At 65.9% G+C, this 16,504-nt stretch carries 15 protein-coding genes; 13 read left to right on the forward strand and 2 right to left on the reverse strand.

What is annotated here, in order from left to right:
* Positions 1 to 148 precede the first annotated feature (148 nt).
* The 13 genes from ACOZ4H_RS00765 (at position 149) to ACOZ4H_RS00825 (ending at position 11,999) form a co-directional block, all read left to right on the forward strand.
* Positions 149 to 1,027: an NmrA/HSCARG family protein gene (locus ACOZ4H_RS00765; protein WP_424327525.1), complete on the forward strand. Its 879-nt coding sequence runs from the start codon at positions 149 to 151 to the stop codon at positions 1,025 to 1,027.
* A 68-nt stretch (positions 1,028 to 1,095) separates the two neighbouring features.
* Entirely contained in the window at positions 1,096 to 1,452 is a 357-nt protein-coding gene (locus ACOZ4H_RS00770; protein ID WP_424327526.1) for a hypothetical protein, read from the forward strand.
* A 212-nt stretch (positions 1,453 to 1,664) separates the two neighbouring features.
* Complete coding sequence (locus ACOZ4H_RS00775) at positions 1,665 to 1,829, forward strand: hypothetical protein (protein WP_424327527.1); 165 nt, start codon at positions 1,665 to 1,667, stop codon at positions 1,827 to 1,829.
* Positions 1,830 to 1,914: 85 nt separating this feature from the next.
* Positions 1,915 to 2,889: a lipoyl synthase gene (lipA, locus tag ACOZ4H_RS00780; RefSeq protein ID WP_424330317.1), complete on the forward strand. Its 975-nt coding sequence runs from the start codon at positions 1,915 to 1,917 to the stop codon at positions 2,887 to 2,889.
* A gap of 172 nt (positions 2,890 to 3,061) precedes the next feature.
* Entirely contained in the window at positions 3,062 to 4,168 is a 1,107-nt protein-coding gene (gene pdhA, locus ACOZ4H_RS00785) for a pyruvate dehydrogenase (acetyl-transferring) E1 component subunit alpha (protein ID WP_424327528.1), read from the forward strand.
* Complete coding sequence (locus ACOZ4H_RS00790) at positions 4,165 to 5,163, forward strand: alpha-ketoacid dehydrogenase subunit beta (RefSeq protein WP_424327529.1); 999 nt, start codon at positions 4,165 to 4,167, stop codon at positions 5,161 to 5,163. The genes pdhA and ACOZ4H_RS00790 overlap by 4 nt, the downstream gene beginning before the upstream one ends.
* A 3-nt stretch (positions 5,164 to 5,166) precedes the next feature.
* Positions 5,167 to 6,873 carry a dihydrolipoamide acetyltransferase family protein gene (locus tag ACOZ4H_RS00795; RefSeq protein WP_424327530.1) on the forward strand — a complete coding sequence of 569 codons (1,707 nt, stop codon included), beginning with the start codon at positions 5,167 to 5,169 and terminating at the stop codon, positions 6,871 to 6,873.
* A 143-nt stretch (positions 6,874 to 7,016) separates the two neighbouring features.
* Positions 7,017 to 8,435, forward strand: a complete 1,419-nt coding sequence (gene lpdA, locus ACOZ4H_RS00800; protein ID WP_424327531.1) for a dihydrolipoyl dehydrogenase — start codon at positions 7,017 to 7,019, stop codon at positions 8,433 to 8,435.
* 162 nt (positions 8,436 to 8,597) lie between these two features.
* Positions 8,598 to 9,227 carry a hypothetical protein gene (locus ACOZ4H_RS00805; protein WP_424327532.1) on the forward strand — a complete coding sequence of 210 codons (630 nt, stop codon included), beginning with the start codon at positions 8,598 to 8,600 and terminating at the stop codon, positions 9,225 to 9,227.
* A 95-nt stretch (positions 9,228 to 9,322) separates the two neighbouring features.
* Complete coding sequence (locus ACOZ4H_RS00810; RefSeq protein WP_424327533.1) at positions 9,323 to 10,162, forward strand: aldo/keto reductase; 840 nt, start codon at positions 9,323 to 9,325, stop codon at positions 10,160 to 10,162.
* A 107-nt stretch (positions 10,163 to 10,269) separates the two neighbouring features.
* Positions 10,270 to 11,085, forward strand: a complete 816-nt coding sequence (gene pheA, locus ACOZ4H_RS00815; RefSeq protein ID WP_424327534.1) for a prephenate dehydratase — start codon at positions 10,270 to 10,272, stop codon at positions 11,083 to 11,085.
* Positions 11,086 to 11,136: 51 nt separating this feature from the next.
* Complete coding sequence (locus tag ACOZ4H_RS00820) at positions 11,137 to 11,544, forward strand: Hsp20/alpha crystallin family protein (protein ID WP_424327535.1); 408 nt, start codon at positions 11,137 to 11,139, stop codon at positions 11,542 to 11,544.
* A 2-nt stretch (positions 11,545 to 11,546) separates the two neighbouring features.
* Positions 11,547 to 11,999: a peroxiredoxin gene (locus ACOZ4H_RS00825; protein WP_424327536.1), complete on the forward strand. Its 453-nt coding sequence runs from the start codon at positions 11,547 to 11,549 to the stop codon at positions 11,997 to 11,999.
* Positions 12,000 to 12,028: 29 nt separating this feature from the next.
* Here the strand turns inward: ACOZ4H_RS00825 and leuS are convergent, their stop codons facing one another.
* Entirely contained in the window at positions 12,029 to 14,704 is a 2,676-nt protein-coding gene (gene leuS / locus ACOZ4H_RS00830; RefSeq protein ID WP_424327537.1) for a leucine--tRNA ligase, read from the reverse strand.
* A gap of 152 nt (positions 14,705 to 14,856) precedes the next feature.
* The gene (locus ACOZ4H_RS00835; RefSeq protein ID WP_424327538.1) at positions 14,857 to 16,248 is read right to left on the reverse strand and encodes a sensor histidine kinase; all 1,392 of its coding nucleotides are present in this window, start codon (positions 16,246 to 16,248) and stop codon (positions 14,857 to 14,859) included.
* Positions 16,249 to 16,504: the final 256 nt, after the last annotated feature.

A 16,504-nucleotide genomic window follows, 5' to 3' on the forward strand; every position in this document is an offset into this window, starting at 1 on the left:
TCGCAGTTCCGCGACGGCAAAGGCGTTTCTATGGCGGCGTGTGCGGTGGGGCGGTCCGCCCTGCTCGCCCAGCACATGGCCCTCGAAAGGCCGTGGTAGCACGCCTCCCTGCTAGTTTATCTATATCTCTGTCGTATATCTATACGTTATGAGAAACATACTCGTCACCGGCGCAACCGGCACTCAGGGCGGCGCAGTCGTCGACCACCTGCTGGCAGACAGCGAACAGTGGGAAATCTACGGACTGACACGCGACGCCACGAGCGACGGTGCCGAGGCCCTCGAAGCCCGCGGCGTCACCGTCGTCGAGGGCGATCTGACCGACGCCGACCGGATGGCGGAACTGGTCGACGGCATGGACGCCGTCTACGGCGTCACGATGTTCATGGAGCAAGGGACAGACGTGGAAGTCGAACAGGGCGTCACGCTGGCGGAGGCAGCGGCCGACGCCGGCGTCGACCACTTCGTCTACAGTTCCGTCGGCAGCGCGGACGCAGACACAGGACTGCCGCACTTCGAGTCCAAGTGGGCCGTCGAACAGCAGATCGCGGAACTCGGACTCTCCGCGACGGTGATCCGCCCGGTGTTCTTCATGCAGAACTTCGCGTACATGATGCGCGAGGACATCATGGACGGCCAGCTCACGATGCCCCTGCGCGAGGGCGTCTCCCTGGCCGTCGTGGACGCGACCGACATCGGCCAGGCCGTCGTGGCCGCGCTGTCCGACCCCGACGCGTTCCTCGGCGAAGTCATCACGCTTGCCGGCGACGACCTGACGCTCGAAGAATTTGCCGCGGCGTTCAGCGACCACCTCGGCCACGAAGTCGAGCCGATTCACGCCGGCGTCGAGGACTACCGCGAAATGGCCGGCGACGAACTGGCAGACATGTTCCAGTGGTTCAACGACGTGGGTTACGACATCGATATCCCCACCCTCGCCGAATGGGGCATCGAAACGACGTCGTTCGAGGCGTACCTCGACGACAGCGAGGCGTGGCAGCCGGCAGCGCCAGCAGCGACCAACTGAGCCGCAGTATCGCCAGGTGAACCCGCGCCGCTCTTATCTGTCTGGCTGACCGTATCGGACCTGTACGCATGGACTGGGAGCCGGAGACCGTGTTCGAAGTCATCGGCAGCGAGGAGGTCCGGCGGATTCTCGCGGCCGCCAACGTCGAGCCAGTCTCCGTCCAGACGCTTTCGGATCGTCTCGATGCCTCGGAGCCGACAGTGTATCGCCGCGTCAACGTCTGTCAGGAGTACGATCTGCTCCGGGAAGACACCCGCGTGGACGCCGACGGGAACCACTACAAGGTGTACGAGACGACGCTGGAGCGAGTGTGCTTCGAACTCGACGGGGGTGGCTTCGAGGTCGACATCGAACTCCACCGGGAACTGGTCGAGGAGAGCACCGCAGTCCGGGACGGTGAAACCGGAGCGGACGGCGAACCGTGATTTTTCGGACACCCCAAGCCTGATCGCCAGCGGTGGCTTCACGAACTGAAAAGACGACGTGAGAAGCCAGTAGCCGCTGGTCCGGGCCACGAGCAGGTAGATTTCGAGTCAGGGCGACCGTACAAGCTTGGATAGAGAAATCGGGGTTTCAGCACCTGAAGCGCTGTCTGGCGTTATAACACCCTCGCATCGTAACGTGTCCAGTGCATCCAATGTCTGTCCTTGAGACTGTCAAAGAGAAGGTCGGGCTCGCAGACGAAACGCCCCAGTACGAGTGTAACGACTGCGGTCATGAGTTCGAGTCGTCCGCAGACCCCGACTCGTACTGGATGAAATGTCCGGAGTGCGAGTCACAGGACCACACGCGACTGGAATAGCGCCGAACAAGGGGTATTGCTAGCGAACGACGGCACTTTCTCGACAGGCGTGCGTCGAGTCGCTGTGGCCGCGGCCGACTGCGGAGTGCCGAACCCAACTTCTTTTGAGCGGAGCCACCAAGGACAGGTAATGAGTCGTTCGCGCAAGCCCGACTGGCTGAAGATGCGGCCACCGTCGGGCGAGCGGTTCACCGACATCAAGCAGACGCTCCGGGACCGGGACCTCAACACGGTCTGTGAGGAGGCCAACTGCCCGAATCTCGGGGAGTGCTGGAGCGGGCGCGACGGACCGGGGACGGCGACGTTCATGCTGCTGGGCGACCGCTGTTCGCGGGGCTGTAACTTCTGTGACGTGGAGACGGGCGGGATGGAGCCGCTCGACCCCGACGAGCCACAGCAGGTGGCCGACGCCGTCGCGGAAATCGGGCTGGACTACGTGGTCCTGACCAGCGTCGACCGCGACGACCTGCCCGACCAGGGCGCGAGCCACTTCGCCGAGACGATTCGCGCGATCAAGGAGCGCGACCCGTCGATTCTGGTCGAGTGCCTCATTCCCGATTTCCAGGGCGAGCCGGAACTGGTGCGGAAGATCATCGACGCCGACCCGGACGTGCTCGCTCACAACATCGAGACGGTCGACCGCCTCCAGTGGCCGGTCCGTGACCGCCGGGCGGGCTACGAGCAGTCCCTCTCCGTGTTGCGGCAGGCCGACCGCGAGGGCGACTGCTACACGAAGACCAGCCTGATGCTGGGCGTCGGCGAGTACGCCCACGAGGTGTACCAGACGCTGTCGGACCTCCGGCAGGCCGGCGTCGACGTGGTGACCTTCGGCCAGTACCTTCAGCCCTCCCGCTCGCATCTGGAGGTCTCGGAGTATGTCCATCCCGACGCCTTCAACACCTGGCAGCGGGTCGCCGAGGAGGAGTTCGACTTCCTGTACTGCGCGTCGGGGCCGATGGTCCGGTCGTCCTATCGCGCCGGCGAGCTGTTCGTCGAGAGCGTCCTCCGCGAGGGGCAGAGTGCAGACGAGGCGCGGGCCGCGGTCCGTACAGACGGCTGATACGTCCGAGTTATCACGGCGAGGAGGCACGGAACTGAGTTCGTCTCAGAGCCGCTTTTGAGGTTATACTCCCCGTAATACTCACGTCGGATAGATTTTTCAGGGCCGCGAAAGCTCTAAGCGTAGCGCGAGTGAACAGTTGTCGTATGCCACTTCGAGGGAGGCGGGTTCTATGAGTGTCCTCCAGCGCGACCCCACAGATCGGGTACAGATTCTCGATGAGGACGGGACGGTGGTCGACGGCGCGACGGTCCCGGACCTCTCGGACGACGACCTGGTGGAGATGTACCGGCATCTCAAACTCGGCCGTCACTTCGACCAGCGGGCGGTGAGCCTGCAGCGGCAGGGCCGGATGGGGACATACCCCCCCATGTCGGGGCAGGAGGCGTCCCAGGTCGGCAGCGCCTTCGCCCTGCGGGACGGGGACTGGCTGTTTCCGAGCTACCGCGAACACATCGCCCTGTCCGTGCGAGGGTGGGATCTGGCGGATGACCTGCTGTACTGGATGGGGTCCGAGCGGGGGAACTCGCCGCCGGAGGACGTACAGGTGTTCTCGCTCGCGGTCCCGATCGCGACGCAGATTCCGCACGCGACCGGAGCGGCGTGGGCGTCGAAGCTCAAAGGCGACGACACCGCCTTCCTCGTGTATTTCGGGGACGGCGCGACCTCCGAAGGGGACTTTCACGAGGGGCTGAACTTCGCGGGCGTGTTCGACGTGCCCGCGGTGTTTTTCTGTAACAACAACCAGTGGGCGATTTCGGTCCCGCGGGAGCGCCAGACGGCCAGCGAGACGCTCGCCCAGAAGGCCAACGCCTACGGTTTCGACGGCGTCCAGGTCGACGGGATGGACCCGCTGGCGGTGTATCAGGTGACCCGCGAAGCCATCGACAAGGCCCACGATCCGCCCGAGGACGGGCTTCGGCCGACGATGATCGAGGCGGTGCAGTACCGCTTCGGCGCGCACACGACGGCAGACGACCCGTCGGTGTACCGCGACGACAGCGAGGTCGAGCGCTGGAAGCAGAAAGACCCCATCCCGCGGATGGAGGCGTTCCTCCGGGACCGGGGTCTGCTCGACGACGAGCGGGTCGACGCCATCGACGAGTCGATTCAGGAGGAGGTCGCGGCGGCCATCGACACCGCGGAGGCGACTGAGCGGCCCAGGCCCGAGGAGATGTTCGCGGACGTGTACGCGGAGATGCCACAGCGGCTCGAACAGCAACTGGACTACCTCGAAGGTTTGCGCGAGCGACACGGCGACGAGGTGCTACTGGAATGAGTACACAGGACGCAACGACACAGAGTTTGACGCTCGTACAGGCCGTCCGTGACGGCCTCTACGGCGAGATGGAGCGGAACGAGGACGTGATCGTGATGGGCGAAGACGTCGGGAAGAACGGCGGCGTCTTCCGGGCGACGCAGGGGCTCCACGAGGAGTTCGGTGACGAACGAGTCATCGACACCCCGCTTGCGGAGTCCGGCATCGTGGGGACGGCCATCGGCATGGCCGCCTACGGGCTCCGACCGGTGCCGGAGATGCAGTTCTCCGGGTTCATGTACCCCGCATTCGACCAGATCGTCAGCCACGCCGCTCGCCTCCGCACGCGAAGCCGCGGACGATACAACTGCCCGCTCACCGTCCGGGCGCCCTACGGCGGCGGCATCCGCGCGCCGGAACACCACTCCGAGTCCAAGGAGGCGTTCTACGTCCACGAGGCGGGCCTGAAAGTAGTCGTGCCATCGACGCCGAAGGAGACGAAGGGGCTGCTGACGGCGGCTATCCGGGACCCGGACCCCGTCATCTTCCTCGAACCGAAGCTCATCTACCGGTCGTTCCGCGAGGAGGTCCCCGACGACCCCTACACCGTCGAGCTCGGCGAGGCGAAGGTCCGCCGCGAGGGGACCGACGTGTCCGTGTTCACCTGGGGCGCGATGACCCGGCCGACGCTCGAAGCCGCCGAGGAACTGGCCGAGGAGGGCATCGACGCCGAGGTTGTCGACCTGCGGACGCTGTCGCCGATGGACACCGACGCCATCGTCGAGTCGTTCAAAAAGACCGGGCGAGCAGCCGTCGTCCACGAAGCGCCCAAGACCGGCGGGCTGGCCGGCGAAATCATCGCCACCATTCAGGAGGAGGTCCTGCTGTACCAGGAAGCCCCCATTACGCGGGTGACAGGCTTCGACGTGCCCTACCCGCTGTACGCGCTGGAGGACTACTACCTCCCCGAACCCGCCCGCATCAAAGACGGTATCAGAGAGGCAGTGGAGTTCTGACGCATGTTCGAGTTCAAGCTGCCGGACCTCGGGGAAGGGGTCGCAGAGGGCGAGGTGCTGACCTGGCACGTCTCGCCGGGCGACGCCGTCACCGAGGACCAGGTCCTCGCGGAGGTGGAAACCGACAAGGCCGCCGTCGACGTGCCGTCGCCGGTCGACGGCGTCGTGCAGGAACTGCACGCCGAAGTCGGCGAGATGATCCAGACCGGTGAGGTGCTCGTCACTATCGCAGAGGAGGGCGACGCCGAAGCGAGCGACGCGGCCGCTGGCGGTGCGGACGGAGCCGAATCGTCGGGAGTCGGGGCGGAGCAGGCAGACGGCGCTGCGACCGCCGCTGGGTCCGACGACTCGCAGCAGGCGGACGCAAGCGCGGCTGACGGCCGCGTGTTCGCCTCGCCGAGCGTCCGCCGACTCGCCCGCGAGCGGGGTGTCGACATCGCGGCCATCGACGGGAGCGGGCCGGGCGGCCGCGTCACCGAGGCGGATGTCGAGGCGGCCACAGCGTCGGTCGACGGGACGGCCGACAGCGACGACGGCCCCACGTCGGTCGTTTCGAAGGTGTCCGACGACGGTGACGGGTCGACCGCAGTGGCCTCACAGGTCGATGACGGTGGTGACGCAGACGACGGGGCCGCTGTGAAGTCAGCCGTTAGAAGCGTCTCCGGGGACGGCCAGCAGGTCGAACGGCGCGACCAGACGCTGGCGACGCCGGCCACCAGAAAGGTCGCCCGCGAACTTGACGTGGACATCGACGCCATTCCGACCGACGCGACGAGGGACGGCCAGCCCTACGTCGACGAAGGGGCGGTCCGGGCGTACGCGGAGGCCCAGCAGGCCGCGCAGGCGGCCGACACCGAAGCCGTCAGCGCCGAAGGCGGTACGGCGAGTGCAACGGCTGTGGAGACCGGTGGCACGACGGCGGCCGGCAGTGGTGGAGCCGAACCGACGGCGGTCGAGACGAGCGAGGGCGAACGCCGCGAGCCGTACCGCGGCGTGCGGCGATCCATCGGCGAGCAGATGGCCCGCTCACGTCGGGAGGTGCCCCACGCCACCCACCACGACCGGGTCGTCGTGTCCGGCCTCGTCGAGGCCCGCGAGCGACTCGAGCCGCTCGCCGAGGAGCGCGGCGTCACCCTGACGTACACGCCCTTTGTGGTGAAATGCGTCGCCGCGGCGCTGGACCAGCACCCGATACTCAACACGGCCCTGGACACCGAAAGCGAGGAGATCGTCTACAGAGACGCCCACAACATCGGCGTGGCGACGGCGACCGACCACGGGCTGGTCGTCCCGGTCGTCGACGACGTGGACGGGAAGGGGCTGCTGGAACTCGCCGACGAGATCAACGACCTCGTCGGGCGGGCCCGGGAGCGAGACATCGAGCGATCGGAGATGCAGGGCGGGACGTTCACCGTGACAAACTTCGGAGCCATCGGCGGCGAGTACGCCAGTCCGATCATCAACGTCCCAGAGACGGCGATTCTCGGGATCGGGGCGCTGAAAGAGCGGCCGGTGGCTGAAAGCGAGGTGCAAGGCGCCTCGGGGACTGCGAGCGGTTCCACCGCGAGCACCGGCGAAGTCGTCGCGAAACCCACGCTCCCGCTCTCGCTGGCAATCGACCACCGCGTCATCGACGGGGCCGACGCAGCCGGCTTCGTCAACACGCTCAAGGAGTATCTGGCGGACCCGACGCGACTCCTGCTTGAGTAACCGCCGGGGTCGGAACCACGCTACTCGCGGCGTTTGCGGTGTCAGTGCCGGTCATCGGATACTACCTGTACCGACGGCGCAGGCGAGACGCGACATCGGGCTGAAGGGCGATACCTTTTCACCGGTCCGGACGAGGTGCCGCTATGGTCGTCGGAGATGTCACTACGGGAACCGAACTGCTGGTTATCGGCGGCGGTCCGGGCGGCTACGTCGCCGCGATCCGGGGCGCACAACTGGGACTGGACACGACGCTCGTCGAGCGTGACGCCTACGGCGGGACCTGCCTGAACCACGGCTGCATCCCCTCGAAAGCACTCATCTCGGCTTCGGACATAGCCCACGACGCCCGGCAGGCCGAGTCGATGGGCGTGTTCGCGGACCCGGCCGTCGACATGGCCGGGATGACCGAGTGGAAAGACGGCGTCGTCACACGGCTGACACGGGGCGTCGAGTCGCTGTGTAAGAGCGCCGGCGTCAATCTGGTCGAGGGGACCGCCGAGTTCGTCAACGACGAGACCGTCCGGGTCGCCCACGGTGGCGAGGGGCAGGGCTCCGAATCGCTGTCGTTCGAACACGCCATCGTCGCCACGGGGAGCCGACCGATGGAGGTCCCGGGCTTCGAGTTCGACGGCGAACACATCCTCTCCTCGAAGGACGCGCTGGCGCTGGAATCGGTCCCGGAAAAACTGCTCGTCGTCGGGGCTGGCTACATCGGAATGGAGCTCTCGACGGTGTTCGCGAAGCTGGGCGCGGAAGTCACGGTCGTCGAGATGCTCGACGACGTGTTGCCCGGCTACGAGGACGACGTCGCGGCGGTCGTTCGCGACCGCGCCGAGGACCTGGGTATCGATTTCAGCTTCGGTGAGGCGGCCGACGACTGGGAGCGGACGGACGAGGGCATCCGCGTCCAGACCGTCGACGATGACGACGAGATCGTCGAGTACAACGCCGAGAAATGCCTGGTCGCGGTCGGCCGCGAACCGGTCACGGACACGCTTGCGCTGGAGAATATCGACCTGGAGACGGATGAAAACGGCGTCATCCCGACCGACGACCAGTGCCGAACGGAATCCGAGTCGGTGTTCGCCGTCGGCGACGTGGCCGGCGAGCCGATGCTGGCCCACAAGGCAATGGCCGAAGGGGAGGTCGCTGCGAAAGCCGCCGCCGGCGAACCAGCCGCGTTCGACCACCAGGCGGTTCCCGCCGCGGTGTTCACCGATCCCGAAATCGCCACCGTCGGCATGACCGAGTCCGAGGCCGAGGCGGCCGGCTTCGACCCGGTCGTCGGACAGATGCCGATGCGGGCCAACGGCCGCGCGCTCACCGTCGACGAGAAGGAGGGGTTCGCCCGCGTCGTCGCCGATGCCGATGAGGAGTTCCTACTTGGGGCACAGATCGTCGGCCCGGACGCATCGGAGCTCATCGCCGAACTCGGACTGGGAATCGAGATGGGCGCGCGACTAGAGGACATCGCCGGGACGATTCACACGCATCCGACGCTCTCCGAAGCAGTCCACGAGGCGGCCGCGGCCGCGCGCGGCGAGGCGATTCACACGCGCTGAGGACGTTGCCGCGGCGGTTTGCACGCGCCGCCGGCACGTGAATCCCGCCAATAATGTGACTCTAAAACAACTTTTTATTGATAGACGCACTGAGTGTTGCGCTGTGCAAAAAGGTTATATTGCGGATTGAGTAAACTGTCGGTGGATAGGAACCGGTAAGATATGTCTACTGATTCACAGCCCGACGACACCATCGCCCAAGCGATCATTTCAGGATCGACGTACGAGCGACTCCGCTACGAACGCCACTCATATCTCAGACAGACGGTCCCACGGACGCTCGCGCTCCAGAGCGCCCTGCTCGGCGCGCTAGCGCTGTTGCTACCGATCTACGGCCTGTATCCGGACAGCACCGCGGCGTTTCTCCCGGAAGTTGATCCCGCCGTCGCCTCGCCGAAGGTGCTGTTGCTCGGGCTGTTCGGCGGCTTCTTGGAGTTGTTCGGGGCGACGCTGCTCGTCGGCTCAGTCCTCTACCGGGTCCGGCTCGCTCCGCTGACTGAGCGGCAGGCACACGCGGCCCTCAACGCCGAGGACTTCGCGCGATACGTCGGCCTCGGAACCGGCGGCCTGGCAATCGTGCTCTCGCTTTGCCTGTTCGCTATGGGGCTTGGCGGTGGCGAGATGGTGTCGTCGTACATCGCGGCGATGGGTCGGAACCCGTTCGTCGACTCCGGGTTCGGCGTGTCGGTCGCGGCCGTCTCGCTGTTCGCCTTCGCCGCCAGCGTCGCGGTCTATTACTCCTCGCGATACCTCTTCGTGTACCTCGCGCTGTTCCACCTCAGCGACGAGTAAGCTGGCGGCGCGGGGTATCGACGTGAGCGACACCGACTGCGGTAACGGCTGTGACATACGCGGCTGTTTTCAGGCGCGACGACGACCGTGTTTGTATGGTCGCAAACGAGAGTGACACCTTCGATATCGGCGGGGAACTCACGGTCCACCGGCTCGGGTTCGGCGCGATGCGGCTCACCGGCGAGGACGTCATCGGCGAACCGGACGACGAAGAAAACGCCCGTGCAGTGCTGGAGCGGGCGGTCGAACTCGGCGTCGACTTCATCGATACGGCAGACTCCTACGGGCCGGGCGTCTCAGAGCGGCTCATCGGCGAGGCGCTCGACACCGAGCGCGAGGATCTCGTCATCGCGACGAAGGGCGGCCTGCTCCGCAACACCGACGCCGACTGGCTGGCCCACGGCGACCCGGACTACCTGCGCAACGCGCAGTTGTGCTCGCAGGACCGGCTGCGGATGGACCCAATCGACCTGTACCAGTACCACCGGCCAGATCCCGACACGCCGTTCGAGGACTCGATTCACGCGCTCGCCGAGCTGAAAGACGAGGGGCTGATCCGCCACGTCGGCGTCTCGAACGTCTCCGTCGAGCAACTCGACCGCGCCCGCGACATCGTCGACATCGCGACGGTCCAGAACCAGTACAACGTGGCCCACCGCGACGACGAGGACGTGTTAGCGGCCTGCGAGCGCTACGACATCGGCTTCATCCCGTGGTTCCCGCTGGGCGCTGGGGACCTCGGCGACGTCGACGGCATCGAGGAGATCGCCCAGCGTCACGACGCTACGCCCTACCAGATCGCGCTGGCGTGGCTTCTGGGACACTCGGACGTGACACTCCCGATTCCCGGTACCAGCAGCCTCGACCACCTCGAACAGAACGTCGCCGCCAGCGCCATCGACCTCGGCGACGAGGAACTGGCGCAGTTGTCCTGAGCGACGGGAACTGTACCGGTACAGTGCCCGGCGACGACCGCGACCACACCGGCACAGCGCCCGCCGATGACCGCGGTTCTTTTGGTTCCCACCGCTGTACCCCGGGTATGACCACTGTCACGCTGGGTCCCGAAGGGACCTACTCCCACCGCGCCGCACAGGCAGTCACGGACGACGAGATCTCCTTCTCCGAGTCGGTGACCGCCATCGTCGAGGCCGTCGCCAACGGCGAGGCCGAACGCGGCGTCGTCCCCGTCGAGAACAGCATCGAGGGCTCCGTCACCGAGTCACTCGACGCCTTCGCGGAGTACGACATCGCCGTCGTCGAGGAAATCATCACGCCGATCCGCCACGCCCTGCTCGCACAGGACGAGTCGTTCTCGCTGGTGGCCAGCCACGCCCAGGCGCTGGCCCAGTGTCGCGGCTGGCTCGACGAGCACTACCCCGGCGTCGACGTGGAGGCCGTCGCATCGACGGCCCGCGGCGTCGAGCGCGCCCGCGGCGACGCGGACATCGCCGCCATCGGCCATCCGGAGAACGCGACCAACGGGACCGAACTGGAAGTGCTCGCTGAGGACATCCAGGACCAATCCTCGAACGCCACCCGCTTCGTCGTCGTCGCCCCGAAAGGCGAGCGCAGCGAGGCCGGCGGCAAGACCTCCTTCATCGTCTACCCCGACGTCGACTACCCCGGCCTGCTGCTGGAACTGCTGGAACCCTTCGCCGACCGCGACATCAACCTCACCCGCGTCGAGTCCCGGCCAAGCGGCGAGCGGTTGGGGGACTACGTCTTCCACATCGACATCTCGGCCGGCCTCTACGAGCAGCGCACGCAGGACGCCCTCGCTGACATCGAGGATATCGCCGAGAAGGGGTGGGTCCGACGGCTGGGGTCATACGACTCGCAGACGGTCGTCAACTGAGCCGGCGGTGGCGTTCTAAGCGTTAAGTCCCGGGCCCGCGTACCCCCGCATATGTCCGACCGCGATCCGTTCAGCGAGCTCGAGCGCGCGTTCGATATGCTGGGAGAGCAGTTCGGCGTCGACATGGGCGCTGTCCCGGTCGATGTCGTCGACGAGGGCGACGCCTTCGTTGTCCACGCGGACCTGCCCGGCTACGACAGCGAGGACATCGACGTCCAGCTCGTCGAGGACCGCAAGCTCACTATCAGCGCCACGTCGAGCCAGGAGCGGGAATCCACCGACGGCCAGTACGTCCAGCGCGAGCGCCGCCAGCAGTCGCTGAGCCGGTCGGTCCGCCTCCCCGAGGCCGTCGACGAAGCGGAGACCACCGCGAGCTACGACAACGGCGTCCTCGCGGTGCGGCTAGGGAAGGTCGTCCACAGCGAGGATGACGACGGGACGGACATCCCCGTGAACTGACGATGGTGCTCGAACCCGGAACGGACGTGCCGACGATCAGAGCGACGAACCAGCACGGCGACGCGATCCAGCCAGGGTTCGAGGAGCCGACAGTGCTGTACTTCTATCCGGTAGACGACACCGCCGGCTGCACAACGGAAGCGACGCAGTTCGAAGAGCACGCGAACCGGTTCGAGCAGGCCGGTATCTCGGTGTACGGCGTCTCGACCGACGGCGTGGAGAGCCACCGCGACTTCGCCGAGGCGAACGGCCTCAGCTTCGACCTGCTGGCCGACCCTGAGGGGCGGCTATGCGAGGCGTTCGACGTGCCGCTCGTCGACGGTCGGAGCCAGCGGACGACGTACATCATCGCGCGGGAGCGCGTCGTCGCCGTCTACGAACGGGTTGGCCCCGACGGCCACGCGGCGAGCGTCTTCGAGGACCTCATTGACACCGGCCTGGTCAGGGCCGAGTAGGCCTCAGGAAGCGATAGCCCGCCGACGGGCTACTCTTCGATGTCGATGGCCGGGCGGCCGGGACCGGCCTTGCCGACGAGGTCGGGGTCCGTCTCCGCTGGCCCCTGAACGACCACGTCAGCGCCGAACTCGCGTTCGACGAGCCACGCGGCCCGTTCGAGGGCCGCCTGTTCGCGCTCGGGCGGCAGTTGCTCGTCGAGTGACTGCGCGCGGCCGGCCAGTTCCTTGGCGAAGTCCGCGGCCGCCTCGCCCTGCTCGCGCAGGTCCTCGTCCTGCATGACGGTCCCGACGACGTTGCCGTCGGCGTCCCGGGCGAGGTCGAGGACGCGGTGCTTCCACTCCGGTGCGACCGCGAGTGTGATGGTCTGTGGGTCCTCGATGCCGACCGTGTCGACGATGTCGCGGATGTCCTCGCGGGTGTTCTCGACCAGCCGGCGCTCCATCTCGTAGTCGGCGGGGGCCTCAGCGGCCGGCCACTCGGCCTCCGCGATGAGGTCGTCGTGGCCCAGTTCGGTCCACATCTCCTCGGCGGCGTGGGGGGCGACCGGGGCGAGCAGTTTCGCCGCCGTCGTCAGCCCGCGCTCGAAGGTGTCGGGGTCGGGGTCAGTCGCCTCCTGGTACCGGCGCAGCAGCGACACCAGTTCCCGCACGGCCTGGAGCGCGTGGTTGAACCGGAAGTCCTCGAACTCCGCCGTCGCGTTCGCGGCGGTGGCATCGATTTCGCGGTCGACGTAGGCCGCGATCTCACTGGCGTCATCTGTATCAACTTCGCCGCTTGCGTACTGCGAGACCAGCGTGTACACGTTCTGGAGGAAGCTGTGGGCGGACTGCACGCCCTCGGGACTCCAGGCGAACTCCTTCTCGGGCTGGGCGGCCTCCATGATGAACAGTCGGGCCGTATCAGCCCCGTATTCCTCGATGATGCGCTGTGGCGAGACGCCGTTGCCCAGACTCTTGGACATCTTGTTGCCGTCCTCGCCCAGCACCATCCCCTGGTTCGTGAGGTTTGTGAAGGGTTCGCGGACACCGTCGACCATATCGAGATCGTCCAGCACTTTCGTGAAAAAGCGGGCGTACAGCAGGTGCATCACGGCGTGTTCGATGCCGCCGACGTACTGGTCGACCGGCATCCAGTCGCTGGCCCGCTCGGCGTCGAAGGGGGCGTCGTCCATCTCCGGTGAGGTGTATCGCAGGAAGTACCACGAGGAGTCGACGAAGGTGTCCATCGTGTCCGTCTCCCGCACCGCGTCGGCCCCGCAGTCGGGGCAGTCGACGTGTTTCCACTCGTCGGCCGCGTCGAGTGGGTTCCCGGTGGTGTGGACGAACTCCGGCAGTTCGACCGGCAGGTCTTCATCGGGGACCTCGACGTAGCCGCAGTCCTCGCAGTGAATCATCGGAATCGGGGTGCCCCAGTAGCGCTGGCGGGAGATTCCCCAGTCCCGGAGGTTGTATTCTGTCCTGTGCTCACCGTCGAACTCCTCGACGAAGCGGTCGCGGGCCTCGGCGCTCTCCAACCCGTCGAACTCGCCGCTGTTTACCAGCACGCCGTCCTCGGGATAGGCTTCCTCCTGCACGTCGATGTCCTCGGGGTCAGCGTCCGCGTCCTCGGTCGGTTCGACGACCTGCACGATGTCGATGTCGTGGGCCTCGGCGAACTCGTGGTCACGTTCGTCGTGGGCCGGCACGGCGTACAGCGCGCCGGTCCCCACGTCGGTCAGCACGTAGTCGGCGACGTAGACCGGAATTTCCTCGCCAGTGGCGGGATTGACGGCGTACTCGCCGGTGAACACGCCCGAGGTCACGTCAAGTTCGTCCTCGTCGGCGTGTTCGGTCTCGTGGATGTACTCCGCGACTTCGTCGTTGTCCTCTGCGATTTCCTGGGCGACGGGGTGGCCCGGGGCCAGCGAGAAGAAGGTCGCCCCGTGGATAGTGTCGAGTCGGGTCGTGAAGATGTCCACGTCGCCGTAGCCGGGAATATCGAAGGCGACGCTCGCGCCCTCCTGCTTGCCGATCCAGTTGCGCTGCATCTCCCGGACGTTGTTCGGCCAGCCGTCGAGGTCGTCCAGCGACTCCAGCAGTTCCTCGGCGTAGTCGGTGATGGTGAAGAACCACTGGTCCATCTCGCGGGCCTCGATTGGCGTGTCACACCGCCAGCACAGTTCCGCCTCGCCCTCGACCTGCTCGTCCGCCAGCACTGTCTCACAGGAGGGACACCAGTTCAGTTCGGCGGCCTGGCGCTCGACCAGCCCTTCCTCGCGGAACTGTTTGAACAGCCACTGGTTCCACTGGTAGTAGTCGGGCTCGCAGGTCGCGAGTTCCCGGTCCCAGTCGTAGCCAAAGCCCATCTCCGTGAGTTGCTCGCGCATCGACTCGATACACTGCATCGTCCAGTCCCGCGGGTTGGTGTCGCGTTCCTCGGCGGCGTTCTCCGCGGGGAGGCCGAAGGAGTCCCAGCCCATCGGGTGGAGGACGCTCTCGCCGCGCATCCGTTCGAAGCGGGCGTAGGCGTCCGTGATGGTGTAGTTCCGGACGTGGCCCATGTGGAGGCTCCCGGAGGTGTAGGGGAACATCGCCAGGACGTACTCCGGGTCGCTCTCGTCGTCGTCGATACGGAACACGTCGGCCTCGTCCCACGTGCGCTGCCACCGGGGTTCGATCTCCGTGTGATCGAACCCCCGCTCGCGTTCCTCACCGGTCGTGGTCATGATATCGGAACATCCGGTAGGGACGGTGCTATACCTTTCCCTTCGGGAGGGTATCAGGGTCTGCCACACGAGCGCACAGGCCGAACGGGTGGGAGCCCGGGGAACCGGCTACTACAGAGCGGTAGCGTCGCCGCAGGTCGACCAGCCGCCCGCTATCCAGGACAATCGACGTTTCCGATCTCGAATCGAGCGCCGCCCGAGTCGCTCTCCGACATGGAGATCGTCCAGCCGTGGTCTGTGGCGACCCGGCGGGCAACGTAGAGTCCGAATCCGGTGTTCTCTTCGACAGCAGTGTGGCCCGCGTCGAACACGCGCTCCGGCGGTTCGACATCGATACCCGGGCCGTCATCGGCGACAAAGAAGCCGTCGGCCGTCGTGCCGACGGTGACGGTGACCGATGGTCCAGCGTGTTCAAGCGCGTTCTGGAACAGTATCTGGAGCAGCAGCCCGGCAGACTCCTGGTCGGCGACAATACGGGTGTCCCCCTCGAACGTCAGGCACGCCTGACTGTCGGCAAGCGTGTCCCATACTTCCCGACTGAGACGGGAGAGCCACACGTGCTTTTGCTTCGGAACCTGTTCGATCTCGTCGTGCTGGATCGGCCCGTTCGGATCGCTCGTTGAGAGTTCGACCACGGTGTCGATGATCGTAGAAATCTGGGAGAGTGACTCCTCGATATCGGCAGCCGCATCGTCACAGGCAACCAAGTTTTCGAGTCGGCCGTAGGCGATCTGGAGTTCGTTTCGTAGCTCGTGAGACGCCACAAGCGCGACTTTCACCATCCGTTCATGCTGGCGGCGAAACGCGTGCTCACGGAGCTTTCGTTCGGTGATATCCTGAGTGTGTCCGACGAGGCCCTGGATCCCCCCCGCAGAGTCGTACCACGGCATCTTGCGAGTGCGGACGTATGCCGCGTCAAGATCGAGGAACTCCTCGACTTCGATCCGATCTGTTTCTGCATCGATGATGTCCATTTCATCACGCAGAGCCGCTTTCGCGTGTTCATCGGCCAGTTCCGGGACTTCGACATCAGTGAGACCGACCCGGTCGGTCGGCTCGTTGAATCCCCGGCCCATCAGGACGTGTCGGGCCTGGTCGTCTTTCGCGTACAGGTGATCCGGCAGCTCGTTGAACAGCGAGAGTAACAGCGTCTCCATCGGAGATGGCGGGCGTCCCGCAACAGTCGGCGGCTCGCCGTCGAAACTGTCACGAACAGCCTCGGCAACGTTGTCTTCGAGACGTGTCGACGGCTCGACTGCCGTCACGTCTAGGCCGTCCGGGACTGCGTCCGGGTCCTCGCCGGCGATGATCACCGGTAGATCGGGAAACAGGTTCCTGACCCCGTAGGCGATATCGGTCCCGGACTGTCCGTCAACTGTTGCAGGCAGGACAAGAGCGTGAAACGTCGAACAGGTGAGCGTATCAAAGAGGGCCGTGAGGTCGCTCAATTGCGTGATCGAAGCCGTCGTCTCAGTGAGAGCGGATTCGAGAGCGGGTGCATCCACTCCGTCAGTTGTGACGACTAGAACGGATTTGCTGCCCATAGTACGTTCCTAGCTAGAGTATTCTTTCGGTTGGTTGACCCTCACTGTTTCGGCCGTTCCGAGGGGCAGAAGCCGCTCACGACTGTCAGTTCAGCGATGGCCACGGACGTTTAGCTCCAGGTGGTTCCGATCAACCCCGATGGGACGGATACGTTCGATTCGATATTGGCGGTGTCCACCGACATCACTGATATTGCCGAGAGTGACGATAAAACGCCGTCATAGCGGACGGTATAACGAGCCGGCGGGCAGCGAG

The sequence above is a fragment of the Haloarcula amylolytica genome, from assembly GCF_049705545.1.
Lineage (GTDB): Archaea > Halobacteriota > Halobacteria > Halobacteriales > Haloarculaceae > Haloarcula > Haloarcula amylolytica_B.